Raw genomic sequence first — 24,424 nt, forward strand, 5'->3', positions numbered from 1 at the left:
CGGAAATCATTCCGTGCAGGGTTTTCATTTTAACCTGAGATGGTTGTGTTTTGTTCTGTTTTGGCGAGGCTCATGACCTTCGCGCCTTTAACGGGATCATACTGGCCTTCCCATTTTGACATCACAACGGATGCCAGCGCGTTTCCGGTCAGATTGACGACCGTACGGGCCATGTCCATAATCCGGTCAACACCGGCGATGAATGCAAGGCCTTCTGCAGGAACGCCGATTGTGCCGAGTGTCGCAAGCAGGACGACGAAAGAAGTCCCGGGCACGGCAGCCATTCCTTTGGAAGTGACCATCAAGACAAGCACAAGGGTAATCTGCTGCCAAATGGTCAAGTCAATGTGGTATACCTGAGCGAGGAATAAAGCGGCGATTGATTGGTACAGCACAGATCCGTCTAAGTTAAAGGTATATCCGATCGGCACAACAAAGGAAACAATACCTTTCGGACAGCCGATTTTCTCCATCTTCTCCATGATGCGGGGGAGTACGGTTTCGGAGCTTGACGTACTGAACGCCAATAAAATTTCATCCTTCATATAGGCGAGGAATTTGAAAATGTTTAAACCGGCAAGCTTTCCGACGATTCCGAATACAACAATGAGAAAGAAAGCCAAAGCTACATATACTAAACCGACCAGTTTACCGAGTGAAAGCAGGGAACTGAGCCCAAATTTGGAAACGGTAACACCGATCAACGCAAAAACACCAAACGGCGCAACTTTCATGACGAGGTTCACAACATGGAACATCGCATGAGAAACACCTTCAAAGAAGGCCAATACGGGCTTTCCTTTTTCACCGATTGCCGAGATGCCGAGTGCAAACAGCACGGTAAAGCAGATGATGGCAAGCAGATCTCCTTCGGCTAATGATTGGAAGAAGTTTGTCGGTACGATATGCAGGAATGTGTCCGCAACGGATTTACCGCTTTGTTCTTTTTCTGTTTCAACATATTGACTGATATCTGTCTTTTGAGCTTCATGTATATTAACGCCTGCTCCCGGCTGAAACAGATTCGCCAAAGCCAGCCCGAGAATAATGGCAAAAGTGGTAATGATCTCAAAATACAAAATCGTTCTGAAGCCTAATTTTCCGACTTGTTTTCCGCTTCCCGCGCCGGCAACGCCGATGATTAAGCTGGAGACGACAATTGGAATCACTATCATTTTGATTAAGCGTAAAAACAAATCGCCGATAGGCTGTAAATATGTTGGAATGGCGGGATTGCCGTACCAGATGACACCGACTACAACCCCTAGTATGAGTCCGACGAAAATTTGCGTCGCTAGTCCAAAGCGTAATTTTTTCATAGATTACCTCCCGAAGAAAAAAAGTGCAATAAGTATCTAAAAAGATAGCTATTAGAACAAATTATAATAGAAAAGAAAACAATCCGTCTATAGAAAAATATAGATTGAAAATACTGAATCTTTTAAAACGTACAGATAATTGCTAATAATGGTGAATAACGCCCTATTCAGAAAGTATGATGACGGCCGAAAAAACGGGCGCCGCACAACTTAGAATTGTGCGGCGCCCTATTGTCACATATCCTTAATTTTCAAGCAGTCATTGCACAGATTAATGTGACACTCATACTGCTCAACAATCTCATTTCCGCATTCTTCGCATTTCTTACCGGGTAAATTTCTGAAAAAATCCGACATCTTTTCCAACATACCCATCCCTCTTTCATTGTTTTGTCTCTACATTGTATTATAACAGTTTTGGAAAATCAACGGCTGTTTTGACACAATGTTTAAAACATGCAATTTGTACGAAAAATAGGTATATTGGAGGAAAGGATCTTTTTATCATAAACATTCGGAGGATTATATGAAAGTTACAGTTATTGGGTGCTGCGGCGGGTTTCCGGCCGCAAACGAAGCAACTTCAGGCTATCTGTTTCAGTCCGGCGGTTATTCTCTGCTCGTCGATTGCGGAAGCGCCGTATTATCAAAGCTGTTTGCCTATGTTCCGGCAGAAGAGCTTGATGCCGTCATTTTGTCCCATTATCACCATGATCATATCGCTGATATCGGGCCGCTTCAATTTGCCAAACAGGTCGGCTCCTTTCTCGGAAAAGGGACGCATGCACTGCCGATTTACGGGCATGATGCTGATATAGAACAGTTTGAGCGCCTTACATATAAAACGCATACAAAGGGAGTGGCCTATCAGCCGGACCGCCCGCTTTCTCTAGGTCCGTTCACCATTACCTTTCTGAAAACGGTGCATCCGGTCACTTGTTATGCGATGCGGATTACTGACGGTTCAGCTTCTGTTGTGTATACGGCTGATTCAAGCTACCAGGACGCGTTTATCCCGTTTGCGGAAAATGCCGATCTGCTGATCTGCGAGTGCAATTTTTACGCAGACCAGGACGGCACGTCAGCCGGCCATATGAACAGTTTGGAAGCCGGACGTATCGCGAAGGAGGCCGGAGCGGGGGAGCTGATTCTCACGCATCTGCCTCATTTCGGCGAGCACCGGAAGCTGAAAGAAGAAGCGGAATCCGTGTTCGGGGGCGAAGTGACAATCGCCGCTTCCGGATTGAAGTGGGAGAAATAAAGGAGGAGCACCATGTTATTTATCGACAACCAAAACATAACCGACCCGAGGATCAACCTCGCGATCGAGGAATATTGCGTGAAGCATCTCGACCCTGAACAGACATACCTGCTGTTTTATGTCAATCAGCCGTCGATTATCATTGGGAAGAACCAAAACACAATAGAAGAAATCAATACGAAATACGTAGAAGATAACGGAATCATCGTCGTCCGCAGGCTGTCAGGAGGCGGTGCGGTTTACCATGACCTCGGGAATCTGAATTTCAGTTTTATCACGAAGGATGACGGCGACAGCTTTCACAATTTTAAAAAATTCACCGAACCCGTTATTCAGGCGCTGCGCCAGCTCGGTGTGGAAGCTGAATTAAGCGGCCGAAACGACATCGTCGCGGACGGCAGAAAAATTTCCGGCAACGCTCAATTTTCGACGAAAGGGCGTATTTTCAGCCACGGAACATTAATGCTGGATTCCGCCATTGATCATGTTGTGTCAGCCTTGAAAGTGAAAAAAGACAAAATCGAATCAAAAGGCATTAAGTCGATCAGAAGCCGTGTCGCCAACATCAGCGAGTTTCTTGATGACAAAATGACGGCGGATGAATTCAAAAAGCACCTGCTTCACCATATTTTTAATACAAATGATCTTTCCGAAGTGCCGGAATATAAACTGACCGATGAAGACTGGAAAGCGATCCGGAAGATTTCCGAAGAGCGCTATCAAAACTGGGACTGGAATTTCGGAAGGTCGCCCGCATTTAATCTTCAGCATTCGAAACGTTATCCGGTCGGATCGATTGATCTGCGTCTTGAAGTGAAAAAAGGAATCATTCAGGACTGCAAAATTTTCGGTGATTTCTTCGGTGCGAAAGATGTGAGTGGAGTCGAACAGGCGCTGACCGGAAAACAGTATGACCGAACCGCTATCAAGGAGGCGCTGGCCGGAATCGATCTGAAACAGTATTTCGGCAAAATAGAGCTGGAAGATTTCCTCGAGCTGATTTATTAGAACATTTGCCGAACGCATGATTTGAATCAGCGCCCGTTTTTGTGAAATGATAGAACCATAATGAATGGGGAGGGATCATGATGAAAGTATTTCTCATCGGAGCAAACGGACAGATCGGACAGCGGCTGACCGGGCTGTTTCAAAAAGACGGCACGCATACGCTGCGGGCGATGGTCCGGAAACAAGAGCAGAAAGAAGCGCTTCAAGCCGCGGGAACAGAAGCCGTTCTTGCAGATTTGGAAGGAAGCCCGGAAGACATCGCGAAAGCCGCTGAAGGCTGTGACGCGATTGTGTTTACCGCCGGATCAGGAGGAAGCACCGGATACGATAAGACGCTTTTGATTGATCTTGACGGAGCCGCGAAAGCGATAGAAGCGGCAAAGATAGCCGGCATCAAGCGGTTCATTATGGTAAGCGCCCTTCAGGCTCATAACCGCGGCAATTGGAATGAAGCGCTGAAGCCGTATTACGCCGCAAAGCATTATGCGGATAAAATTCTTGAAGCGAGCGGTCTGACGTATACGATTATCCGGCCGGGCGGGTTATTAAATGATCCCGGCACGGGAAATATCAAAGCCGCGGCCGATTTAGAAAGAGGCTTCATTTCAAGAGACGATGTCGCCAAGACCGTTATCGCATCCCTTGATGAACCGAATACGTATGAAAAAGCATTCGATCTGACAGCGGGCAGCACGCCGGTCAGTGAAGCGCTGAAACAATTATAGTTTCCGGTTTTACGGCACTCGGGGCTTTTTGCCCTTGAGTGTTTTTCTATATTTTTCTATAATAAAAGTGAACGTTTATTCCGGATAAATGAATGACTATTCATTCATTACAATTTTTAAAGGGGTGGGAAAATGAATCTGGTTTCCAAATTGGAAGAAACGGCATCGCAGAAACCGGAAAAACCAGCTTGTCTGTTTCAAGATCAGTACATGACGTATGAGGAGCTGGCAGGTAAAATCAAAGCATTTGCAAACGGCTTGGAGGACAGGGGACTGAAAAAAGGGGATCATCTCGCGCTGCTGCTCGGAAATACGCCTGATTTTGTTATTGCGTTTTTCGGCGCGTTAAAAGCGGGAATTGTCGTCATACCTGTTAATCCGGCATATACACCTTCAGAAATCGCATACATGCTGAAAAACGGCGATGTCAAAGCGATCGCCGGCATCGACCTTTTAATTCCCGTATTTGAAAGCCTGCACGGCTCGCTGCCGCTGCTGGAGCATATCATTATCAGCCAGACAGCAGAGAACGCTCCATCGACAGAAGACCCTCAATTGCGCTTAAAAATGACAACGTTTGCAAAAATGCTCTGCCCGGCGGAGCGCAGCAGAACTTATCCGATATTGTCCAAAGATGATACTGCCGTCATTTTATACACCTCAGGGACGACCGGAAAACCGAAAGGCGCCATGCTCACCCATCAGAATCTTTTCTCCAATGCAAATGATGTCGCCGGATACTTAGGAATGAATGAGAAAGACAAAATTGTGGCGGCATTGCCGATGTTTCACGTTTTTTGTTTAACCGTTTGTATGAATGCGCCTCTGATGAGCGGAGCGTGTGTCTTAATCGAGCCGCAATTCAGCCCGGCTTCTGTGTTTAAACTGATTAAAAGCCGTCAGGCAACCATTTTTGCCGGCGTTCCGACGATGTATAACTATCTGTATCAATACGAGCACGGCAAGGCGGAGGATTTTGCGTCCGTCAGACTGTGCATTTCAGGCGGGGCCTCTATGCCGGTCGCTCTGTTGCAGACGTTTGAACAAACCTTTGACGTCACCATTCTGGAGGGGTACGGACTTTCTGAAGCGTCTCCGGTTACTTGTTTTAATCCGTTTGACCGGGGGAGAAAGCCCGGCTCGATCGGGACGAATATTTTACATGTCGAAAATAAAGTCGTCGATACGCTCGGACGCGAATTGCCCGACCATCAAGTGGGAGAATTGATCGTGAAAGGGCCGAATGTGATGAAAGGCTATTACAAGATGCCCGAGGAGACGGAGCACGCGCTGAAAGACGGCTGGCTGTACACGGGTGATTTGGCGAAGCGCGACGAAGACGGTTATTTTTATATCGTCGACAGAAAAAAAGATATGATTCTCGTCGGCGGATACAACGTCTATCCGCGCGAAGTAGAAGAAGTGCTCTACAGCCATGAGGGCATTAAAGAAGCCGTGGTCATCGGCGTTCCTGACGCCAAAACGGGGGAAGCGGTGCATGCTTATATAGTGCCTGGGGACGGTGAGCTGACAGAGCAGGCGGTTTTTGATTACTGTGAAACACATTTGGCAAAATATAAACGGCCGGCGGAAGTGGTTTTTCTTGATGAGATTCCGAAGAACGCGACCGGGAAGCTGCTGAGGCGGGCGGTCCGGGACATGCTTCCGAAATGACGGACGAAAAGCGAAGCCGGGGGCTTCGCTTTTACATGCTGATCCGGTCAGCTCTGCGATTCTTCCTTAATGATGCTTTGCACAAGCTTCGTATCATGCCGGGTCAGTTTGTAATACGTGTTTTTATACTTGTACAGCATATAATTGCCGCCTTCGAGCCACATGCTGAATGAATCGAAACGGTCTTCATGGTATTTGACCGTTCCGTCGTAATCGGGAGATACGCTTTTGGTCAGTTTGACTTGTTTTCCTTGGTTCAAGATATCGAGCATATCTTTTACATTCTGCCTGTCTTTAATTTTGATTTCTTTTTTTCCGTGCTCAGACAGAATAATCAGATCTGCGTTGCTTGATGGAAACACATCGCCGGTCCGGCTGTATACATAGAAGAAAGCAATAACCAAAAGGGCGATTACTACAATAAACGCGATTATTTTTTTCATATTCATCACTCCGTCTTTTAGTCTTTCCCGCTTCCTGTTGTTCCATTCTTTTCTGTTGTGAAAAGATTAACATCCGTTTAGGAGGCTTGGTTCTATTTATTTGCATTTATGCTTACAATAGGAGTAAGTCATCAGGCTAAGGAGGGAGACTTCCATGCGCAAATGGATAGCGGCAGCCGGACTTGCCTATGTGCTGTACGGCCTTTTTTTCTATTGGTATTTCTTTATGACAGGCGACTCCGCCGTCCCGGAGGCCGTAAAGGGAACGAAAGCCGATCCGTCCTCGTTTATGGACCCGGGCCGCCTGGAAGCCGCTGAAAACTTTTCAAATGTAAAGGATTTTTTATTTTTCATCGGTGCGCCGTTAGATTGGTTTTTATTTTTTCTGCTGCTCATTACGGGGCTTGCCAAAAAAATAAAGCATTGGCTGGAAGCAGCGGTGCGCTTTCGGGTGCTGCAAATCGGAAGCTTCGTATTTGTGATTTCACTCATCGTTACGGCGGCTTCGCTTCCGCTTGAGTGGATCGGATATCGGGTTTCGCTTGCGTATCATATTTCGACGCAGACAACAGCAAGCTGGATAAGAGACCATGTCATTGATTTCTGGATCAGTTTTCCGCTGTTTGCCGTGTGTGTGCTTGTGTTTTACTGGCTGATCACAAAGCATACAAAAAAATGGTGGTTTTACGCTTGGTGTCTTACTGTGCCGTTTACCCTGTTTTTGTTTTTCCTGCAGCCGGTCGTGATTGATCCTTTATACAATGATTTTTATCCGCTGAAAGACAAGGAGCTGGAAAGCAAAATCTTGTCGCTTGCCGACAAAGCCGACATTCCGGCCAGCCATGTTTATGAAGTAAATATGTCGGAGAAAACGAATGCGCTGAATGCGTATGTGACGGGAATCGGTTCGAATAAGCGGATCGTTTTGTGGGATACGACGCTTAACAAACTGAAGGATCGGGAAATTTTGTTCATTATGGGGCATGAGATGGGGCACTATGTGATGAAGCACGTGTACATCGGACTGGCCGGGTATCTCCTGCTGTCATTAGCCGGGTTCTATATCATTGACAAGCTTTATAAGCGGCTGTCCAAATTCTTCGGCCGAATGCTTCATATAAAGGGGCCTGAAGATCTGGCCGCCCTCCCGCTGTTATTGCTGCTCATATCCGTTCTCAGTTTTGCTTCTGATCCGATTACGAATGCCGTCTCCCGGTATCAGGAAAACGCCGCCGACCGTTACGGCATCGAGCTGACCGGAAACCGGGAAGCGGCGATTGAGACGTTTCAGGATTTGGCCGATACGGGACTGAGCCGGGTCAACCCGCCGTTTCTCGTCAAAATTTTCAGAGGGAGCCACCCGTCGATCATGGAGCGGATTGAACATGCTGAGGAAGAAAAATAATAAAAAAACCGGCGGGGCCATGGCCGACGCCGGTTTTTTTATGTTTTACTGAGCTGCCGCCTGTACGTTGATCAGCCCTTTTCCGTAGTAGAAAGCATCACCAAGTTTTGTAGTGGTGTTTTCTAAACTGCTGCGGACTTGAGTGTTTGTCCAGTTCGGGTGCTTAGAAAGAATCAAAGCAGCCGCTCCGGCAACGTGCGGAGATGCCATTGACGTACCATTGTACGCGCCGTATTTGTTTCCAGGAAGCGTGCTTTGGATAGAGACGCCTGGTGCCATGACATCAAGCTCAGAACCTACGCTTGAGAAAGATGCTCTTTGGTTGCTGCTGTTAACAGCGCCTACCGCAATGACAGAAGGGTATTTACCAGGGTAGCCCACTGTGCTTGAGCCGCCGGAAGTGCCTTCGTTACCGGCTGCCGCTACGACTACGACGCCGGAAGCAACGGCTTTGTCAACTGCCGCTTTTAACGCTGCAGAACCAGAAGGTCCGCCGAGGCTCATGTTAATAACGTCCATATTGTTTGCGATCGCCCACTCAATTCCGTTAATGATCCAGCTGTACTGGCCGGAACCGTCAGCGCCGAGAACTTTTACAGCGTAAAGAGATGCGCTTGGCGCAACGCCTAATACACCGACTGAGTTATTAAGAGCCGCAACTGTACCGGCAACGTGAGTTCCGTGAGAGTTGTAGTCTTGGAAAGGATTTGTTTCAGAAGGAACCATGCTGGCTCCGCCTGCTACTTTTAAATCAGGATGAGAAGAATCGATACCGCTGTCGATAACCGCTACTTTCACATTTGATCCGGTGAAGCCTTGAGAGTGCAGAGCAGGGGCTTTAATTTGTGATACGCCGTAAGGCACGGACTGCGCGTACGCTTTTGCAACGTGATCTTCTTCAACGTAAGCGACGCTAGGGTCTTTTTTCAGCTCTTTTACAGCTTTTTCATTTAATGTAGCTGAAGCTGCGTCTACATATTTGAATTGCTTTTGCACTTTCCCGCCTTTTTCAGAAATGACATCTTTTTTCTTAGCGGCGCTCATCGTGCTCATTGTCTGTTTAAATCCGACAATGTATTTCTTTTCCCCGTTTGATTTCCCTGCCGCCTGGGCAGGAGACGTGCTGCCGAACGCCATCGTAAAGATTAACGCTAAAGCAAACAGCAAACTGATCCATACCTTTTTGCCTCTCACTCTTTATCCTCTCCTTTTTTTCATTTGCAGAACAACCAATAGACAGATTATTCTGTGGATTAATTGTATAGCATGGAATAATATTTTAGTAGACCCAATTTTTTTCAGTTTGTTTTATTTCTATTTAGGTATATCATCTCTCTTTCGTTTAATAGGAACCCGAAATATTTAAATTTTAATGGAAAAAACCGATGGAAGGACATGAGTATTTGTACACAGCCGCAATCGCTCTCTTGTTTGCTGGGTCGAACGGTTTGATTCCATTTTCGGAAGCTGCGGCAAAAACAGGATAAATGTCACCTTTTGTTGAATGCAGAAGTCTGATGGAAACGAAAGCGGAATGAAATAAAGCGGCCGGCATGAATCAGTCTTCGGCTTTCTTGACGGAAAAAAGCTGTGAAACCATTTTATAAAAATAATGATAATGAATATCATTGATACTTATATTGTCAATGATATAATTGCGGAAAAACGAAAGAGGGGGAACAGATGAAACAAATTTTCAGTATGCTGATGATCTTATCCGTTCTCTTCATAACGGCATGCTCAGAACAGGAACATGAAACCGCCGTCAGGCACGATCTGGGGACGGCGCATGTGGCTGCGCACCCGCAGCGCGTTGCCGTGTTGAATCCGGGCTTTAATGATATTCTCCATGATCTCGGCATAAAGCCTGTGGCTGCGGCGGATAATCGGACAGAGCGAAACGACGGCAGTCCGTCTGTCGGACCACCGTCACACCCTGATTTGAAAAAGATCACTTCGTTAAAGCCCGATCTCATCATTGCAGACTCAAGCCTTCACAAGGGGATATACCGACAACTGACAAAGATCGCTCCGACAATCGCTTTAAAGAATGAAGCTGCGGATTATCAGGATGCGGTTGATGCTGCCCTTACTATTGAAAAGGCGGTCGGTAAAGATGGCATCATAGAGAAACAATTGTCGGCTCAGGAAGAAAAGCTGAATGACATCAAAAGAAAGCTGGATGCAGAAGGCGGCACGATTTTATTAATTGACGCTGCAAATGACAGCATTTCCGTAAAGGATGATCAGTTTTTTACGTCCCGGCTTTTGACGCTCGCAGGGTTTACCTATGCGGTCCAGACGGATTCCGGCGGGAAATCAGACTCTATCAAAATGACGTCCGGACAGCTTTTGCATACCGATCCTGATTACATCGTGCTGTTGGACGGTGAGAAAGAACTCGAAAAAAATCACCTCTGGAAACAGCTGACAGCTGTAAAAAACGGACACGTTTACCGCGCGGACAGGGCGGTATGGACGGAGCGCCGGAGCATTGACGGAGCGGACGCCATATTACATGATCTGCAGAAAAAAATGCTCGCCAAAAAGGCCCAAAACTGAATTCGGGCCTTTTTGTTATGATTCTGATAGGTGGCTGCTTACATTGTAATCTTTGACGCGCCACTTATTTTCAATTCGTTCGATATTGCTCAGGCACGCATTGACAAGCTTTGCGTTTTGTATGTCTGTATCACCGTCAGAAATGGCGGACAAGAGGGCATGAATGGCTGCGCCGTGACCGACGATCAGTACTTTTTGATCAGGAAATTGCTCCTGAACTTTCACTAAACCGGCAAGCATTCTGTCTGTCAGCTCTTCTGCGGTCTCCATGTTCGGGTAGTTTTTATCCGGGTAGCGCTTCGACCGTTCCGGTAAAGACATTCCTTCCGCATCACCGTAGCTTCGTTCTCTGAAATCTTCCATGACGACGATGGGAAGATTCAAAAACCCGTTAATAATGTCAGCTGTTTTTCTGGCCCGTTTCATCGGGCTTGAGACGATGACATCCCATTCGGACCCCTTTAAGTACTCTCCTGTTTCTTTCGCCTGACGCTCTCCCGTCGCATTTAACGGAATATCCGATTTGCCTTGAAGCTTCTTTTGGGCATTCCAATCAGTCTCTCCATGTCTTACTAAACAAACGGCAGTCATAAAGTCTTCACTCCGATCATTTTTTATCGATATCATCTATTATACTGCCGTTACGTTAACACTTCAAAGAGAAGCGCCAGTCCGACTCCGCCTCCGCTGCCGATCGCTGCTGCTGCGTAGCGGGCATCCGGGCGTCTTTTTGCTTCATAAAAAAGCCGGGTGACAAGCGCCGCCCCGGAAGCCCCGTACGGATGCCCGACGGCCAGAGCGCCGCCCCTGACATTTATTTTAGAATACGGCACTCGAAGCTGCTGTGAAAAAACGCATATTTTGACGGCAAACGCCTCGTTGATTTCGTATATATCAATATCATCCGGTGACAGGTCCCGTTCCTTCAAAAGCTTTTTGACGGCATAAACCGGAGCTGCTGACGGATAATGCGGATGGACGCCGCTTACCGCGCTTCCGATAAAACGCAATCCCGGCTTTAAACCGAGAGACCGCGCTTTTTGTTCTTCCATCACACAAACTGCCGCCGCCCCGTCAGAAATTCCGCAGCTGTTGGCGGCGGTGACAGAGCCTCCGGACTGAAAGACGGGCTTGGCACGGGAGATGAGAGGCTCCATGTTCCGCTTTTTCAGCATGTTTTCGTCAGCGGCGAATCCGTGACAGGGAAGAATTTCCGGGCGGTACAAGCCGTCTTCGTGCGCTTTGATGCTCCGTTCATAGCTGAGAAGGGCATATTCGTCCTGCATCTTTCTCGTTACGCCGTAAGCCTGTGCCGTATACTCTGCTGCTATGCCCATATCAGGATCGCCGATGTGTTCAGGAGAAAAGCGCGCCCGGGATGAGAAAGGGGAACGGCTGCTGCTCTCCGCTCCTCCCGCGATGTACGTTCTCCCCGCGCCGGCTTTGACAAAGTGGCACGCGACCCTCACGGCGTCCAGTCCGGAGCCGCACTGCCTGTCGATGGTCGTACCGGACACGCTCAAAGGAAGTCCGGCGGCCAAGGCTGACAGCCGGGCGAGATTCCCGCCGCGGCCCGTCGCGTTTCCGATCAGGACTTCATCAATGTCTTCGGGCATGTTCCGGCTCAAATGGCGGATCAGCGGAGCTGCCAAATCTTCTGGGAGACAGTCTTTTAACAGGCCGTTTTCCCGGGCGAAAATTGTCCGTTTCGCATCCGTAATTACAGCTTCCATTCCATCATGTCCTTTGCCTGCTTTTGTACGGCGGCACGGGCGATCTTTCCGCCGGCTGTTTCCGGTATTTCTGAAAACAGCCATTTTTTCGGGATTTTATATGCCGCCAGCTGCTCGCGGCACTGTTTCTTCAGTTCCTTTACATTTGCATGTCCGTCGATCACCGCAACGGCGATGCTGCCCCAATAATCATCAGGAATGCCGATGACGGCCGCTTTTCTGACGCCCGGACAGCGGTTGAGCACACGTTCTATCTCTTCTGGGAATACATTCAGGCCGCCTGATACGATCATCCCGTTTTCACGTCCTTCGATATAAAGATAGCCTTCACGATCGATATATCCCATGTCATCAACCGTCATCCAGCCGGAATCATCAGGTTTTGCGCCGTTGATGTATCCGGAAAATTTCATCGGGCTGTTCACAAAAATCTTCCCCGTTTCGCCCGGCATGCAGCGTTCTCCGCCGGGCCGGCGGATTTCGATTGTAACATTTTCAAACGGGCGGCCCGCCGCGTCAGGCTTTCGGGCGCTGTCTTCAGGCGATAAGAACGCCACGAAACTCAGCTCGGACGTTCCGTAAAAATCGTACAACCGCAGATGGGGATAGCGCTCTGACAGCGCTTGTTTAGACGAAGCGGGCCAGTCTGCACCGGAAGAAATCACCTTGAGCGGTGTATCCGGAAACGCCTCTAGTGAGAGCAGGGCGTCCGTCATTGTCGGAACGGTATATAGAACGTCAGCTTGTCTGAGCCGGTCTTTCATTCCGGCCGGGTTGAATTTTCTTTGAAGGATGACGGTTCCGCCGATAAACAAAGTGCTGACGGCGCCGTATAAAAAGTGTGACGAGCGAAGCGTGCCCGGTACCAGCACTTTGTCATCAGGGGAAATGCCGAATTCACGTTTCGTACAAGAAAAGCTCTCCAGCCACGAACGGTGAGAGCGGGTGAAGGCTTTCGGCTTACCGGTCGATCCCGAGGTGAATCCGGTATAAAAGGGCAGGCCGGCGTTTTTGATAAAAGCGCCTTCCGTTTTTTCCGCCTCGATCAAAGGCCTGCATTCATCCCACAGGATGACAGGCGTTTTGACGCCGTCCAGTCTGCCGCTCAGCCGGCGGTCACAGATGACGAGGCCGGTTTTGCTGATGTGCAGCTGGTCCGCGAGTTCCGCCGCTGCCGAGCGGGGATCTAACGGAACCGCCGTGCAGCCGGCATGCGCCGCCCCTGCGAAAAGTTGTAAAAATGGGATGCCGTTCGGCAGTAATATTGCAATGTTTTCCGGCTTACCTGAAAGGCTGCCAAGCCAGTTTGCGGTTTGGTTAACCAGCCTGTTCCAAGTTTGATAGGTGATCTGTTCTGTTTCTGTCTGAATTGCGATCTGTTCCGGCGCTTGTCCGGCTGTATCTGAATATGATGATGTAATCATGATGACTAAAATCAGCTTCCTTTCGTCGGCAAAAGCCGGCTTGCTTGAAGAGTTTTCCTGATTCTTACGGCTGCGAATGAGGCTGCGGCCGCTTTAAGCAGATCTCCGGGCACATAGATGAGGCTGAGCTTTACGGCAGTTAAGATATCAATGTGCATCATAAAAGCCTGAACGGGAATGCCGATGACATACAAAAACAGCACGCCGAACAAGAACTGTCTGATAAACAAATGGGGGACAGCAGCTGAGCGAAGGCCTTGGATGCTGAGGCTCAGCAGTAATGCCGCCAGCGGATATGCGATGAGGTATCCGGCGCTCGGCCCGAAAAAAACCCCGAATCCGCCTCTGCCGCCTGAAAGGAGAGGCGCTCCGCATGCCACAATCAGCAAAAACAGCAATTGGCTTAAAAACGCCGCTTTCGGTTTTAGGATGCTTCCCGATAAGAGCACACCGATCGTCTGGAGCGTAATCGGAACCGGCGTAAAGGATAAGAAAAGCGGCGGGAGCAGCCCCAAAAGTCCCATAATGGCGGTAAACACGGCAATATGCATCATTTCTGTCAATTTCATTATGTATTCCTCCAGCTTATCAAAATATGTTTATACAATAAAGCGAGTCTTTATATATGTCAACTCTATTATATTTTAAGTTAACATTAAAAAGACCGGCCCTTTATGAAAAAGGCCGGTCGGTTTATCTTTATTCTTCTGTAAGGATAACAAGTGAATCAACGGATGATGCAACGTGGGAAACGGCGCGGCTGACTTCTTGAAGACCGCCGAGAAAGGCCTGCAAATCAACGTCGATTTTGCCTGTCTGGTCTTTGCTCGTTTTCATGCTTTGGACGATGTCATCAAACAAACGGTTGATCTGCGCCATTTTTTCTTTCGTTTCACTTACAAGTCCGTTTACATCTTTGATATGTTTGGACACGATGTTGATTTGTGTATTGGTATTGTTCACGAGCTCTGATACGGTGGAAACGGTTTTTTTCGTATCCTCTGAAAGCTTTCTTACCTCCGTCGCGACAACGGCGAACCCTTTGCCGTGCTCCCCGGCTCTCGCGGATTCTATTGAAGCGTTGAGTGACAGGAGATTCGTTTGCTCGGCGATCCCCGTCACGATGCCGAAGATTTTTTCGATCTGCTGGGCGATGTCATTCAGCTTGTCCATTTCTTCTTCAATCTGCAGAAGGCTGGCGTCGATTTTATTCATCTGCTTCTGCTGGCTTTCAAGCTCTTTTTTCCCGCCGATTGATTTTTCTTCGACATGTACGGAAGTGACAGTGCCGGCTTTTGACGCCTTGGAAATGCCCTCGGATTTATCGACCAGCTCCTGCACGGCTCTGCTCGTTTCTGAAAACAAATCAGCAAGTGATCCGGATGTTTCCTGGATTTTTTGATGAAGGCGGGCTTTCTTTTCCTCTTGTTCGTCACGCTGGCAGTTATATTCAGTCTGGAATGCTTCAAGGACGAGCTGCTGTTCAAGATTCAATATTTTCGTCGTCGCTTTGATCGCTTTTAAAAGCTCATGCAAATCCGGAATGGTTGCTTCATATATGTTCATCATCGACAGAAGCAGATCCTGGAACGCTCCCATATACCATTTCGGTTCAAGGCCGATCCGCAAGTGGATGGAAGCGATGCGCTGTCTTTTTTCAATGAATTCATCATCAATCGTGCCGGCAAACATCTCATGGATATGACGCCGTAATGTTTTTTTCAGGCGCTCGACCGTGCTGTGGTCGTTAATGATCGTCATTAATGATTTTTCGTGATCCAGGTTTCGGTAAAAGGAATCGACGATTGTTGAGATATGTTCTTTAATTAACGGCTGCAGCTCTTCAAGCACATGAAGTTCTTCGTTTCCGAGCCTGACCATTTTCAGCTGTTTTTGGACATCTGCATATTGATTTGAAAGCGCGATGCGTTTTTTTCCATCGGCTTCCGAAAAATAAGCTGTTTCTTTTTTGCGGTCTTTTTTAAATAACAATATAAGTTCCCCCAGATATTCTCTTTTTCTTTTTATCGGTATGGAAGGAACTTGAATGAAGGAATCTGATAAAAATATTTTAATGCAAAAAAAAATAAAACCATTCGTACAGAATGGTTTAGTCAATCTTGGCTGAGGCGCTTCAGCGGCTTGATGGCGGGACCTTCGGCAACCCCGCCGTCGGGTGTGAACCGGGACCCGTGACAAGGACAGTCCCACGTCCGTTCGCCGTCATTCCATTCGACCTCACAGCCCAAATGGGTGCATGTCGTATCGACAAGATGCAGACAGCCTTTTTCATCTTTATAGGCGCCGGCCCGTTTGCCGTTTACCGTTACGATTTTTCCCTCCCCGGGCCGAAGAGTCTCAGGTGAAGCGTCTGGCCTCTCAAGTTTGCCCGAGATAAGGTGTTTGGCCACGTCGGCATTATAGGAAATCAGTTTTTTCAGTCCCGGATCTGCGTGGAAGCGTGACGGAATAAACAGGCCGGAAAACGGGTTCTTTTTGTTTTGAATATGATCAGCCAAAAGCTTCGCGGCGAGCGCTGAGCTTGTCATGCCCCATTTTTTAAAACCGGTCGCCGCCAAAATATGTTCTTCATCGCCCGAGATGGGACCGATGAACGGAATTTTGTCAATGGTGACAAGGTCTTGTGCAGACCAATGATATGGGATGCTTTCAACTCCGATTGTGTCTTCCGCAAATTGTTTCAGTGCTTCGTAATGCTCGGACATTTCTTTTCCCTGGCCTGTTTTGTGGCTTTCGCCGCCGACAAGAACCAGTTTTTCACCGTTCAAATCGGTGTATCGCAGTGATCTGGACGGCTTGTCTATGCTGAGATACATCCCGTCCGGATACGCTTGTTTCGGCTTTACCGCGAGTACGTAGGATCTGCTGGCATACATTCTGGCGGCATAAAGCCCGCCTCCGTCATAAAAAGGAAAGTGGGAAGAGCAGACAATATAGCTGCACTTGATGCCGTGTCTGTTTTTCGTGACCACTTCCGGCTGCGGTTCTTTTTTTATGTCGATCGCAGCCGTCTGTTCAAAAATCCGCGCCCCGTTTTTAACGATCTCATTGACGAGCGCCGCGCCATATAAAAGCGGATGGAATTGCGCCTGATTCTTCATGGCGAGACCGAGCCTGCAATCAACGGGTACGGGAAGTTCTTTCACAAGCTCGTGTTCAATACCGAGCTTGGTATAAGCTTCCTGCTCACTGCGGATTTTTTTGACGCCTGATTCTGTATTGGTGTAAAGATATGCGTCTTGTTCAATCAGTCTGCAGTCAATCGAAAGGTCCTTGATGATCTGCTTCATGTCTTCCATGGCGCGGAGATGGGCTTCGAAATACAGCCTTGCGCTGGTCAGGCCGATCTGCTGAATAAGATCGGCATAGATGAAATCATGCTGGGCGGTGATTTTTGCGGTCGTGCCCGCGGTCGTCCCGTTTAAAATCCGGTCTGCTTCAATGACAGCGACACGGAAACCTCTTTTCGTCAGTTCGTATGCCGTTGTCAGGCCCGTAATTCCTCCGCCGATAACCGCAACGTCACATTCCGTATCTTCAGTGAGGGCGGGAAAGGAAGGAATGTCAGCTGTTGCTTTCCAATAGGAAGCCGGTTCTTCGTTTGAAAAAGTAGTCAATTCAGATTTACCTCCTCTGTTGTATATTCTTAATTTTTCCAATAAGACTCTGTTCATACATGAAATTCGTATAAGATGCTCAAATTACTCATAATATAGTAATTAATGTAAAGGAGTGATCAAAATGGCTAACCAGAAGAAGAAAACCTTGCCGCCGCAGCATCAAAACCGGCAGCCGGGCTTTGAATATGTAATGGACCCGCGTCCCGTTTTTGACAAACCGAAAGCGGCGAAAAAACTTGAAGGGAAAACGGCGATCATCACGGGCGGAGACAGCGGGATCGGCCGCGCCGTATCCGTTTTATTCGCGAAGGAAGGCGCTAATGTGGTCATCGTTTACTTTGATGAGCATCAGGATGCCGAAGAGACGAAGCAATACGTAGAAAAAGAGGGGGCGAAGTGTCTGCTGATCGCAGGGGATGTCGGCGACGAAGCCTTTTGCAACGATGTCATCCGCCAGGCGGGCCAAGCCTTTCCTTCCATTGACATCCTGGTCAACAACGCAGGTGAGCAGCACGTGCAGCCGGGGATTGAGAAAATCACGAGCCACCAGCTCATCAGAACGTTTCAGACGAATATTTTTTCAATGTTTTACTTAACGAAAGCCGCGCTCCCCCACCTGAAAAAAGGAAGTTCAATCATTAATACGGCCTCTATTACCGCCTATAAAGGCCACAAAACATTGATTGACTATTCAGCGACAAAAGGGGCGATCGTCACGTTTACAAGATCTCTTTCCCAATCTCTTGTCACTCAGGGCATCAGGGTAAACGCAGTGGCGCCGGGGCCGATCTGGACGCCGCTGATCCCGGCGAGCTTCTCGGCGAAGGAAGTGGAAGTCTTCGGCTCAGACGTGCCGATGCAGCGCCCGGGAGAGCCTGTTGAAGTGGCGCCGAGCTATTTGTACTTAGCAAGCGATGATTCTTCCTATGTCACGGGACAGACGATTCATGTGAACGGCGGCACCATCGTAAACGGATAATGTAAAAAAAGCCAATCCATATGGATTGGCTTATTCACTCTGTTTGAGTGCTGCATATTCTTTTGAAAGCGTGAGGAACGCTTCTTTATTTTTATCATCAAGCGCCTTATTAATCTGCATGGTCAGCATGGCGAGCCGGCGTTTATACAAGGATTCATCAAGCACCATTTGAATGTAAATATCGGCCATTGTCACATCGAATTCGTTTGCTATTTGCGTGTTGCGGGACTTCATGAGCTCAGTGTACGACTTTTTCTCTTTCATAAAGAATCCCCCCAATGCCTTTTTTATAGTATATGGATAACGGCCGGAAAAATCAATTAATTTTTATAATCTTTAGACAACTAATACTTGGAAATATATCGACATATCCTGCAAATTGACGAAAAACGAAAATGATCATCGTATAAATGAGGTGAAACGAAAAAGAAAAACAATATTTAAATAGTAATTTAAGACTAAATTACATCTTTAAAAGGTGATTTTTAGCTATATTCAAAAAAAACCTGTCGTTTTCCAATGACAGATGATAGATTATTAGTATAAATTTTCAAGAAAAGGATTGGAGGCTGCACATTATGTGCCAGAAAACACACGCACCCTTAGAAAGCTACGAAGTAAATCGTTCAACCATCGCTGTTTTGCCTGAGGAAATAGACGGTAAAATGGGGTCGAAGGTCATTGAGAAAGACTGCATTCTGTATGTCAGCATGAAGCCGATTCACATCATCGACAGAAGCTGCCGCTACTTTGGCTCCAGCTATGCCGGGAGAAAAGCGGGAACATATGAAGCGATTAAAATTTCTCACAAGCCGCCGATTATGGTGGACCCTTCAAATCACATCTTTTTATTCCCTACACTTTCTTCTGCAAGGCCTCAATGCGGCTGGATATCTCATGTGCACGTTAAAGATTTTCAACCGACGGCATTTGATGACACAGCGGTCACGTTCTCAAACGGCAAAACGATGGAACTGGAAGTATCCTATCATTCTTTTGAAAATCAGGTTTACAGAACCGCCTATCTCAGAACCACTTTTCAGGACAGGATGGGCAGTCATGTCCCGAAGCGGCAGGAATTCATGCTGTATCCGAAAGAAGAGCGGACAAGAATGATCTACGACTTTATTTTGCGGGAGCTGGGGGAGAGATATTAGAGAAAGCTGTGATGTGAAGGGACGGGTCCTCTCCTTTTGGGGAGGGCTTTTTTTGCTTTACATGCCCGGGCAGAGTTGTATCGTGTCCGTCTGTTGGCTATGATGATGTAAAGAGTAATGATATTTCATTTTAGGAGAGATGGGCATGGATGTGTTTGCAAAATATGTATCAGGAATCGACAACCCGGATCACCGTCTCAAAGCAGAGGAAATTTTGTCGTGGACGGCTGGCCAATTTCCGAACTTAGAAGCGCAGATCAAGTGGAACAAACCGACATTTACCGATCACGGCACCTATATCATTATGTTTGCCGCGGCAAAAAATCATTTGAGCATTTTACCTGAAAAAGAGACGATGGAGCATTTTGCCGATGACATCGCTCAAGCCGGGTACAGCGCTTCTTCGCGCCTATTCAGAATTCGATGGACTGATCCGGTGCACTATGATCTGCTTAAGAAGATCATCGAATTTAACATCAAGGAAAAAGCTGAAAATCCGGGGTTTTGGCGCTAGCGGACGTGATGTTGAAGGAGGAAGACATGGACGTTTTCAAAGACTATTTATCAAGTATCGACAGCCCTGATCATCGTCTGCGAATGGAGGAAATCCTCTCGTGGACGGCTGACCAATTTCCGAACTTAGAAGCGCAGATCAAGTGGAACACGCCAATGTTTACCGATCACGGCACCTTTATTATCGGCTTTGCGGCGGCAAAGCATCATGTAAGTGTTTCCCCCGAAGAAGCTGGAATTGCGCATTTTACCGACGACATTGCCTGTGCCGGCTACAGCGCTACTTCCCGTTTGTTCAGAATTCAATGGACTGAACCGGTGCATTATGAGCTGCTTGAACGCATGATTCAATTCAATATTCAGGATAAGGCGGACTGCTCAGCATTTTGGCGGAAATAATGAAAGAAATGTTAAAAAAACAACCCTGAGGAGGGCTGTTTTTTTATTGGAAACACATGATCAGCCCATTTTAATCAAGAAGCAATGGATGACGTACTATAAAAAATAAGGAGTACGAAGCAGTGAATGAATTTTATAAGGCGTTAACATATGTAAATAAAATTTTTTATGAACCAAATCACTTAACGATACATGATATTCAAGAAGAAGCTCAAAACTCAGAGTATGGGGCCGGTATGTTTCAACTGCATTCAAAATCAGTTCGATTCAGAGTCGCAAAAATAACGCCTAACAAGATAGGACAGTTTGTTGCTTTTTGGGAAAAAGATGGAGATGGTAAAAACCAAGCCTTTTCATATGAAAAAGCTGCTGATTTATTGGTTATCAATACTTTTGCCAGTAATAATCATTTTGGACAATTTGTTTTTCCAAAAGAAGTTCTTGTAAAGCAAAATATCCTTAAAACAGCCGCTACAAAAGGAAAAATGGCAATTAGAGTTTACCCTGAATGGGAAAATCCCACTAGCAAACAAGCTATCGAAACACAAAAATGGCAGTTGGCATATTTTGTTGAGGCGAACGATGCAGATCGTTTTCCAGCACAAGACCTGTTAAAGCTATATTCTAACTAAAATTGGACAGCCCTGAGTCGGCTGACAGTATGTGAAGTTAACCGGTGCGTGAGTTGGAGAATAACGGGGAACCTCAACAAATGAGGTTCCTCTAATTGTTATATAGAAATCGACATTTTGAATGTAACAGAGTTTGTTTATTAAACGTAATCCGAAAAATAAGGGATTTGCGTATCCGGCAGACCCTCACGAAACGCACGATGACAGAAATCGTGCGTTCAACATTCTTTATTTGACGACAGACATGCTGACGCTGCTGCCTGACACTGTCAATTTGGCAAAATCCTGTGTATCAATCACAGGTGTGACTGCTTTATTGTCAATCGTGATGTTCGTAAAGGCTGTTGAGAAGTTTGATTTGATGTAAGGGCGCTGATCCTCTGATGTGACCGCGACGGTGGCGAGCGCTTTCCATTTTGAGACAGAGCCTACATTTGTTTGGGCGAGTTCTGAGATGATGCGGCCGGTGTATCCGTCATTATTCGTGCCCCAGTATGTGGCGCGGGTATTGCCGTTCAGATTTTTGTAGATGGTCAGCTGTACGGTGCTGCCGGGCCGGAAGCCTTTCGTATAGGTGAATTGGCTTTCTCCTTCCAGATACTTGACCTGGCCTTGTCCCTTTGAACCGACTTTCATGATCGGTTTCCATACATGATAGGTGTCACTGTACTGAAGCCCGATATCAGCCTCTGTGCCTCCGGTAAATCCTGAGTAAATATAGGCTGTCCCATTTGACACTTGAATTGAGCTTGGAAGCTGAATTTTCGTGACGAGAACTGAGCCTGTGCTGTTCAGGTAGGCCCTTCCGCCGATTCCTTTGCTGAGCTGAGACGCCGCTTCCGCCGTATTGGGACTGATCAACCCCGGAATTTCCGCCGTACATGTGCCGAATAGAACGGCTGTAGTGAGCACACCCGCAAAAAGCCCTTTTTTCATCATCATTTCTCCTCCTATCATCATAGTCAGATAGCGCTATCAATTCATATTATAAAAGGTTTTGGGAAAAATTCCATAAAAGATATACAGTCGGACGTAAATTGAAACTATTTTCCTATTTCTCTTGTAAATGGAGATTATTTGAACTATGATATGTTCAGCAATACCGCTTAACTCAGGAGAGGGGATAGGATAGAAATGAAAAAGACGGCAGCTGTGCTTTTGTCTTTCGGTCTTGTGTTCGGATGTTCATACGGAGCGGGGCAGACGGCAGAAGCGAAAACAAAGGTGAAAACGTATCAAAACTGCAAGGCGCTGAATAAGGTGTATAAGGGCGGCGTGGCCAAATCGTCGAAAGTGAAAAACAAGGGCGGCAGAACAAAGTACAAACCGTATGTATCAAAAGCGCTTTACAATGCAAATAAAAGACTTGACCGAGATAAAGACTATATCGCATGTGAGAAATAAAAAAACAAGCCTCTTTAAAGAGGCTTGTTTTTTTTAATGGATTCGGCGGTGACGGCGGTTCCGTATCCGATTAATTCGGATGTGTTCTGTCCTGCGGTCAGTTCGAACCGCAGGCCGACGATGGCGTTCGCTCCGAGCTGCTCCGCCTCTCTGATCAGCCGCTCTTTCACCGCTTTTTTGGAGTCTTCCAGCATTTCAGTATAGCTTTTCAATTCGCCGCCGACGACAGATTTTAAGCCTGCAAGCAAGTCTTTGCCGATGTGTCTGGACTGGACGATACTGCTTGTCACCAAGCCTTTCACTTCCGTAATCTGTTTTCCGGCGATGGTTTCGGTCGTTGTCATGATCATGCGTTTTTCCCCTTTCGTGTATCTTACCGCTATCTTACCATTTAAGCCGCCTTTTCGGCTGCGCTGATTTGTTTTTTTCTGACTGCGGCGCTGACTGCAAACATGACGGCAATGTTCAGAACCAGTGCGATGATGCCTGTATTCATATCCTTAACGATCTGCGGAAGAAACGGAAAGAGGGTTCCGATGGTTGATTCGGTCAGCGTAATGAAAGCCACCGTTCCGACCCCGGCCGTTATGCCGGCAAAAGCGCCGTGGCTTGTGATGAAACGCCGCTTCGGCAGGCTGAATAAGAGGGCGGGGAAAAGCTGGGTGACAAGGCTGTAGCCCATTAAAAGCAAGGTGACGATGGTATTTCCGCCTTTCAGCGTAAAATATACGGATATCAGCGCGATGACGGGTACGGCGTATTTTGCGAGCCGTGAGACTTTTTCGTCAGTCGTGCCGGGCAGAATGGCTTTGTACACATTTTTGGCGAACAGCGTGCTTGAGGCCATTAATATCATTGAACCGGGTACAAGCGCCGTCAGGATGCCCGCCGATCCGATCAGTCCGACAAACCAGGGATCAAAGGTTTTCACAGACAGCTTTAATAAGGCGAGATCCGTGTCCGCCCCTTTTAAACCGGGCACCTGCAGAATCGCCGCAAATCCGGTAAAGATGACAAACAGCAGGACGAGCTGATAAAGAGGCATGATGATTGCGTTTTTCCGAAACACCCGCGGATGCTCCGCCGAATAGGAAGCGGCAAATGTATGGGGCCACATATAAAAGCCGAGGGCGGTCAGCAAAACCGTTGAGCTGAACCAGGAAACGCTCTGTCCGGTTTCCGGCAGCGTGAGAAAACCGGGTTTTGCGGCGTCAATTTGTTTGAACATCTCCGTAAATCCGCCATAGTAATGAATGGGCAGATAAATGCCTAAATACAGGACGATGCCTAAAATCATGATATCTTTAACGACTGATATCCACGCTGAACCGTGGATTCCTGATATCATCACATAAATCGTGATGGAAACAGCGCCGATCCAGACAGCGGCTGAGGGCGGAATCTGTCCGTATGACGTTGCTGAAACAATTAATCCGAGCCCTTTCAGCTGCAGGACGAGATAGGGTATGAGGGATGCGATGCCGACGAGCGATACGAGAATGCCGAGGAGCGAGCTGTTGTATTTTGAAATAAAAAAATCTGATTGCGACATCAGTTTGTGTTGTTTGGCGTAAGTCCACACGGCTGGCAGAAGCCAATATGACAAAATGTAGGCAAGGCAGCCGTACGCGATAATATAAAAGGCGGGGCCTCCTTTTCCGTAAGCCCATCCGCTTCCGCCGAGGAATGTAAAGGTCGTGTATATTTCTCCCGCCATTAATAAAAAGACAAACATCGTGCCGAAGCCGCGTCCGCCCACCGTCCATTGTTCAAGGTCCATATGTTTTCCTTTTCGGGCCCGGATTCCGAGATATACACAAAACAGGAGCACGGCGGCCATTACGGGAAATGCTGCGTTCATTCCGCCTCACCCGCCTTGTTTTCTTTGTCCAATTTGTAAACGGCGGCCATCAGAACGGAAGTCAGCACCGCCCAGATGACGACATACGCGAGAATGAAAGGCATTCCGAAAACATAAGGCGTCACCCGGTTGGCAAATGGAATGCCGGCGAGAATTCCGAAAAAGGGCAGGGCGGCGAGAACATGAATCAGTTTCATAACATTCCTCCTTTTCATTGAAAACAGCGTGTCCCGATTATAAAGAAAATCATGTCGAATGTATAGTGTGAATAGTCTGAAATTTAT

General features: G+C 47.3%; 27 protein-coding genes and 1 pseudogene. 12 read left to right on the forward strand and 16 right to left on the reverse strand.

The features are described 5' to 3' along the window. Positions 1–29 precede the first annotated feature (29 nt). Both ACKTRM_RS05285 and yhfH read right to left on the reverse strand, forming a co-directional pair. On the reverse strand, positions 30–1,319 hold the full coding sequence (locus ACKTRM_RS05285; protein WP_007610442.1) for a cation:dicarboxylate symporter family transporter: 1,290 nt from the start codon (positions 1,317–1,319) through the stop codon (positions 30–32). Positions 1,320–1,553: 234 nt separating this feature from the next. Beyond that, complete coding sequence (yhfH, locus tag ACKTRM_RS05290) at positions 1,554–1,694, reverse strand: protein YhfH (protein WP_012117221.1); 141 nt, start codon at positions 1,692–1,694, stop codon at positions 1,554–1,556. 151 nt (positions 1,695–1,845) lie between these two features. Here yhfH and ACKTRM_RS05295 point away from each other — a divergent pair, with 151 nt between their 5' ends. The 4 genes from ACKTRM_RS05295 to ACKTRM_RS05310 all read left to right on the forward strand — a co-directional run bounded on the left by ACKTRM_RS05295 (position 1,846) and on the right by ACKTRM_RS05310 (position 5,987). Further along, entirely contained in the window at positions 1,846–2,580 is a 735-nt protein-coding gene (locus ACKTRM_RS05295; RefSeq protein WP_007409205.1) for an MBL fold metallo-hydrolase, read from the forward strand. 12 nt (positions 2,581–2,592) lie between these two features. Further along, on the forward strand, positions 2,593–3,588 hold the full coding sequence (gene lplJ, locus ACKTRM_RS05300; RefSeq protein ID WP_012117222.1) for a lipoate--protein ligase LplJ: 996 nt from the start codon (positions 2,593–2,595) through the stop codon (positions 3,586–3,588). Between the two features lie 80 nt (positions 3,589–3,668). Beyond that, positions 3,669–4,313: an SDR family oxidoreductase gene (locus ACKTRM_RS05305; RefSeq protein ID WP_041482184.1), complete on the forward strand. Its 645-nt coding sequence runs from the start codon at positions 3,669–3,671 to the stop codon at positions 4,311–4,313. Between the two features lie 132 nt (positions 4,314–4,445). Further along, on the forward strand, positions 4,446–5,987 hold the full coding sequence (locus ACKTRM_RS05310; RefSeq protein WP_012117224.1) for a fatty acid--CoA ligase family protein: 1,542 nt from the start codon (positions 4,446–4,448) through the stop codon (positions 5,985–5,987). A 47-nt stretch (positions 5,988–6,034) separates the two neighbouring features. Here the strand turns inward: ACKTRM_RS05310 and ACKTRM_RS05315 are convergent, their stop codons facing one another. Then, entirely contained in the window at positions 6,035–6,430 is a 396-nt protein-coding gene (locus tag ACKTRM_RS05315; protein ID WP_012117225.1) for a hypothetical protein, read from the reverse strand. A 154-nt stretch (positions 6,431–6,584) separates the two neighbouring features. Here ACKTRM_RS05315 and ACKTRM_RS05320 point away from each other — a divergent pair, with 154 nt between their 5' ends. After that, positions 6,585–7,835 (forward strand): M48 family metallopeptidase, encoded by a 1,251-nt coding sequence (locus tag ACKTRM_RS05320; RefSeq protein WP_012117226.1) that lies wholly within the window; start codon positions 6,585–6,587, stop codon positions 7,833–7,835. Positions 7,836–7,880: 45 nt separating this feature from the next. On the opposite strand, the gene ACKTRM_RS05325 is transcribed toward ACKTRM_RS05320, so the two are convergent. Beyond that, on the reverse strand, positions 7,881–9,029 hold the full coding sequence (locus ACKTRM_RS05325; RefSeq protein WP_007409199.1) for a S8 family peptidase: 1,149 nt from the start codon (positions 9,027–9,029) through the stop codon (positions 7,881–7,883). A 489-nt stretch (positions 9,030–9,518) separates the two neighbouring features. Here ACKTRM_RS05325 and ACKTRM_RS05330 point away from each other — a divergent pair, with 489 nt between their 5' ends. Beyond that, positions 9,519–10,397, forward strand: a complete 879-nt coding sequence (locus ACKTRM_RS05330) for an ABC transporter substrate-binding protein (protein WP_012117227.1) — start codon at positions 9,519–9,521, stop codon at positions 10,395–10,397. A gap of 15 nt (positions 10,398–10,412) precedes the next feature. On the opposite strand, the gene ACKTRM_RS05335 is transcribed toward ACKTRM_RS05330, so the two are convergent. From ACKTRM_RS05335 to ACKTRM_RS05365, 7 genes and pseudogenes are all read right to left on the reverse strand, one after another. Continuing rightward, positions 10,413–10,988, reverse strand: a complete 576-nt coding sequence (locus tag ACKTRM_RS05335; RefSeq protein WP_012117228.1) for a histidine phosphatase family protein — start codon at positions 10,986–10,988, stop codon at positions 10,413–10,415. Positions 10,989–11,038: 50 nt separating this feature from the next. Beyond that, positions 11,039–12,130: an acetyl-CoA C-acyltransferase gene (locus tag ACKTRM_RS05340; protein WP_012117229.1), complete on the reverse strand. Its 1,092-nt coding sequence runs from the start codon at positions 12,128–12,130 to the stop codon at positions 11,039–11,041. Continuing rightward, a complete protein-coding gene (locus tag ACKTRM_RS05345) occupies positions 12,118–13,554 on the reverse strand; it encodes an acyl-CoA synthetase (RefSeq protein ID WP_012117230.1) in 1,437 nt (478 codons plus the stop codon). The genes ACKTRM_RS05340 and ACKTRM_RS05345 overlap by 13 nt, the downstream gene beginning before the upstream one ends. 11 nt (positions 13,555–13,565) lie before the next feature. Continuing rightward, the gene (locus tag ACKTRM_RS05350) at positions 13,566–14,123 is read right to left on the reverse strand and encodes a biotin transporter BioY (protein ID WP_003155185.1); all 558 of its coding nucleotides are present in this window, start codon (positions 14,121–14,123) and stop codon (positions 13,566–13,568) included. 130 nt (positions 14,124–14,253) lie between these two features. Continuing rightward, a complete protein-coding gene (locus ACKTRM_RS05355; RefSeq protein WP_370529535.1) occupies positions 14,254–14,769 on the reverse strand; it encodes a methyl-accepting chemotaxis protein in 516 nt (171 codons plus the stop codon). 243 nt (positions 14,770–15,012) lie between these two features. Next, positions 15,013–15,765 (reverse strand): annotated as a pseudogene (locus tag ACKTRM_RS05360) (protoglobin domain-containing protein); the annotation flags it as partial. Beyond that, positions 15,669–17,192: an FAD-dependent oxidoreductase gene (locus ACKTRM_RS05365; protein WP_012117232.1), complete on the reverse strand. Its 1,524-nt coding sequence runs from the start codon at positions 17,190–17,192 to the stop codon at positions 15,669–15,671. The pseudogene ACKTRM_RS05360 and the gene ACKTRM_RS05365, both read right to left, overlap by 97 nt. 124 nt (positions 17,193–17,316) lie before the next feature. Here ACKTRM_RS05365 and ACKTRM_RS05370 point away from each other — a divergent pair, with 124 nt between their 5' ends. Next, the gene (locus ACKTRM_RS05370) at positions 17,317–18,174 is read left to right on the forward strand and encodes an SDR family oxidoreductase (protein WP_007610477.1); all 858 of its coding nucleotides are present in this window, start codon (positions 17,317–17,319) and stop codon (positions 18,172–18,174) included. A gap of 30 nt (positions 18,175–18,204) precedes the next feature. On the opposite strand, the gene ACKTRM_RS05375 is transcribed toward ACKTRM_RS05370, so the two are convergent. Then, complete coding sequence (locus ACKTRM_RS05375) at positions 18,205–18,438, reverse strand: IDEAL domain-containing protein (RefSeq protein ID WP_012117233.1); 234 nt, start codon at positions 18,436–18,438, stop codon at positions 18,205–18,207. Positions 18,439–18,752: 314 nt separating this feature from the next. Here ACKTRM_RS05375 and ACKTRM_RS05380 point away from each other — a divergent pair, with 314 nt between their 5' ends. The 4 genes from ACKTRM_RS05380 (at position 18,753) to ACKTRM_RS05395 (ending at position 20,875) form a co-directional block, all read left to right on the forward strand. Beyond that, entirely contained in the window at positions 18,753–19,331 is a 579-nt protein-coding gene (locus ACKTRM_RS05380; protein ID WP_012117234.1) for a competence protein ComK, read from the forward strand. Between the two features lie 145 nt (positions 19,332–19,476). After that, positions 19,477–19,845: an iron chaperone gene (locus ACKTRM_RS05385; RefSeq protein ID WP_012117235.1), complete on the forward strand. Its 369-nt coding sequence runs from the start codon at positions 19,477–19,479 to the stop codon at positions 19,843–19,845. A 26-nt stretch (positions 19,846–19,871) separates the two neighbouring features. Beyond that, positions 19,872–20,243, forward strand: coding sequence for an iron chaperone (locus tag ACKTRM_RS05390; protein WP_012117236.1), 372 nt, complete (start codon positions 19,872–19,874; stop codon positions 20,241–20,243). A gap of 122 nt (positions 20,244–20,365) precedes the next feature. After that, positions 20,366–20,875, forward strand: coding sequence for a MepB family protein (locus tag ACKTRM_RS05395; RefSeq protein WP_012117237.1), 510 nt, complete (start codon positions 20,366–20,368; stop codon positions 20,873–20,875). Positions 20,876–21,103: 228 nt separating this feature from the next. On the opposite strand, the gene ACKTRM_RS05400 is transcribed toward ACKTRM_RS05395, so the two are convergent. Then, on the reverse strand, positions 21,104–21,814 hold the full coding sequence (locus ACKTRM_RS05400; RefSeq protein WP_015239530.1) for a YrpD family protein: 711 nt from the start codon (positions 21,812–21,814) through the stop codon (positions 21,104–21,106). Between the two features lie 195 nt (positions 21,815–22,009). Between ACKTRM_RS05400 and ACKTRM_RS05405 the strand changes: the two genes are divergently transcribed. After that, entirely contained in the window at positions 22,010–22,279 is a 270-nt protein-coding gene (locus tag ACKTRM_RS05405; protein ID WP_003155168.1) for an excalibur calcium-binding domain-containing protein, read from the forward strand. A gap of 14 nt (positions 22,280–22,293) precedes the next feature. Here the strand turns inward: ACKTRM_RS05405 and ACKTRM_RS05410 are convergent, their stop codons facing one another. From ACKTRM_RS05410 to ACKTRM_RS05420, 3 genes are read right to left on the reverse strand one after another with little or no spacing between them, the layout of a single operon-like run. Then, positions 22,294–22,629, reverse strand: a complete 336-nt coding sequence (locus ACKTRM_RS05410; protein ID WP_012117239.1) for a YbjQ family protein — start codon at positions 22,627–22,629, stop codon at positions 22,294–22,296. Between the two features lie 41 nt (positions 22,630–22,670). Then, complete coding sequence (locus tag ACKTRM_RS05415) at positions 22,671–24,140, reverse strand: sodium:solute symporter family protein (RefSeq protein ID WP_012117240.1); 1,470 nt, start codon at positions 24,138–24,140, stop codon at positions 22,671–22,673. Next, on the reverse strand, positions 24,137–24,337 hold the full coding sequence (locus ACKTRM_RS05420) for a DUF3311 domain-containing protein (RefSeq protein WP_007409181.1): 201 nt from the start codon (positions 24,335–24,337) through the stop codon (positions 24,137–24,139). The genes ACKTRM_RS05415 and ACKTRM_RS05420 overlap by 4 nt, the downstream gene beginning before the upstream one ends. Between the last annotated feature and the right edge of the window lie 87 nt (positions 24,338–24,424).

Origin of the sequence: Bacillus sp. D7-8, from assembly GCF_052055895.1 — a bacterium.
Classification (GTDB): Bacteria; Bacillota; Bacilli; order Bacillales; family Bacillaceae; genus Bacillus; species Bacillus velezensis.

Coding starts and splice junctions, on each gene's coding strand:
- ACKTRM_RS05285 (WP_007610442.1), bottom strand. CDS start 1,319: ATGAAAAAATTACGCTTTGGACTAGCGACGCAAATTTTCGTCGGACTC.
- yhfH (WP_012117221.1), bottom strand. CDS start 1,694: ATGGGTATGTTGGAAAAGATGTCGGATTTTTTCAGAAATTTACCCGGT.
- ACKTRM_RS05295 (WP_007409205.1), top strand. CDS start 1,846: ATGAAAGTTACAGTTATTGGGTGCTGCGGCGGGTTTCCGGCCGCAAAC.
- lplJ (WP_012117222.1), top strand. CDS start 2,593: ATGTTATTTATCGACAACCAAAACATAACCGACCCGAGGATCAACCTC.
- ACKTRM_RS05305 (WP_041482184.1), top strand. CDS start 3,669: ATGAAAGTATTTCTCATCGGAGCAAACGGACAGATCGGACAGCGGCTG.
- ACKTRM_RS05310 (WP_012117224.1), top strand. CDS start 4,446: ATGAATCTGGTTTCCAAATTGGAAGAAACGGCATCGCAGAAACCGGAA.
- ACKTRM_RS05315 (WP_012117225.1), bottom strand. CDS start 6,430: ATGAAAAAAATAATCGCGTTTATTGTAGTAATCGCCCTTTTGGTTATT.
- ACKTRM_RS05320 (WP_012117226.1), top strand. CDS start 6,585: ATGCGCAAATGGATAGCGGCAGCCGGACTTGCCTATGTGCTGTACGGC.
- ACKTRM_RS05330 (WP_012117227.1), top strand. CDS start 9,519: ATGAAACAAATTTTCAGTATGCTGATGATCTTATCCGTTCTCTTCATA.
- ACKTRM_RS05335 (WP_012117228.1), bottom strand. CDS start 10,988: ATGACTGCCGTTTGTTTAGTAAGACATGGAGAGACTGATTGGAATGCC.
- ACKTRM_RS05340 (WP_012117229.1), bottom strand. CDS start 12,130: ATGGAAGCTGTAATTACGGATGCGAAACGGACAATTTTCGCCCGGGAA.
- ACKTRM_RS05345 (WP_012117230.1), bottom strand. CDS start 13,554: ATGATTACATCATCATATTCAGATACAGCCGGACAAGCGCCGGAACAG.
- ACKTRM_RS05350 (WP_003155185.1), bottom strand. CDS start 14,123: ATGAAATTGACAGAAATGATGCATATTGCCGTGTTTACCGCCATTATG.
- ACKTRM_RS05355 (WP_370529535.1), bottom strand. CDS start 14,769: ATGAATAAAATCGACGCCAGCCTTCTGCAGATTGAAGAAGAAATGGAC.
- ACKTRM_RS05370 (WP_007610477.1), top strand. CDS start 17,317: ATGGCTAACCAGAAGAAGAAAACCTTGCCGCCGCAGCATCAAAACCGG.
- ACKTRM_RS05375 (WP_012117233.1), bottom strand. CDS start 18,438: ATGAAAGAGAAAAAGTCGTACACTGAGCTCATGAAGTCCCGCAACACG.
- ACKTRM_RS05380 (WP_012117234.1), top strand. CDS start 18,753: ATGTGCCAGAAAACACACGCACCCTTAGAAAGCTACGAAGTAAATCGT.
- ACKTRM_RS05385 (WP_012117235.1), top strand. CDS start 19,477: ATGGATGTGTTTGCAAAATATGTATCAGGAATCGACAACCCGGATCAC.
- ACKTRM_RS05390 (WP_012117236.1), top strand. CDS start 19,872: ATGGACGTTTTCAAAGACTATTTATCAAGTATCGACAGCCCTGATCAT.
- ACKTRM_RS05400 (WP_015239530.1), bottom strand. CDS start 21,814: ATGATGAAAAAAGGGCTTTTTGCGGGTGTGCTCACTACAGCCGTTCTA.
- ACKTRM_RS05405 (WP_003155168.1), top strand. CDS start 22,010: ATGAAAAAGACGGCAGCTGTGCTTTTGTCTTTCGGTCTTGTGTTCGGA.
- ACKTRM_RS05410 (WP_012117239.1), bottom strand. CDS start 22,629: ATGATCATGACAACGACCGAAACCATCGCCGGAAAACAGATTACGGAA.
- ACKTRM_RS05415 (WP_012117240.1), bottom strand. CDS start 24,140: ATGAACGCAGCATTTCCCGTAATGGCCGCCGTGCTCCTGTTTTGTGTA.
- ACKTRM_RS05420 (WP_007409181.1), bottom strand. CDS start 24,337: ATGAAACTGATTCATGTTCTCGCCGCCCTGCCCTTTTTCGGAATTCTC.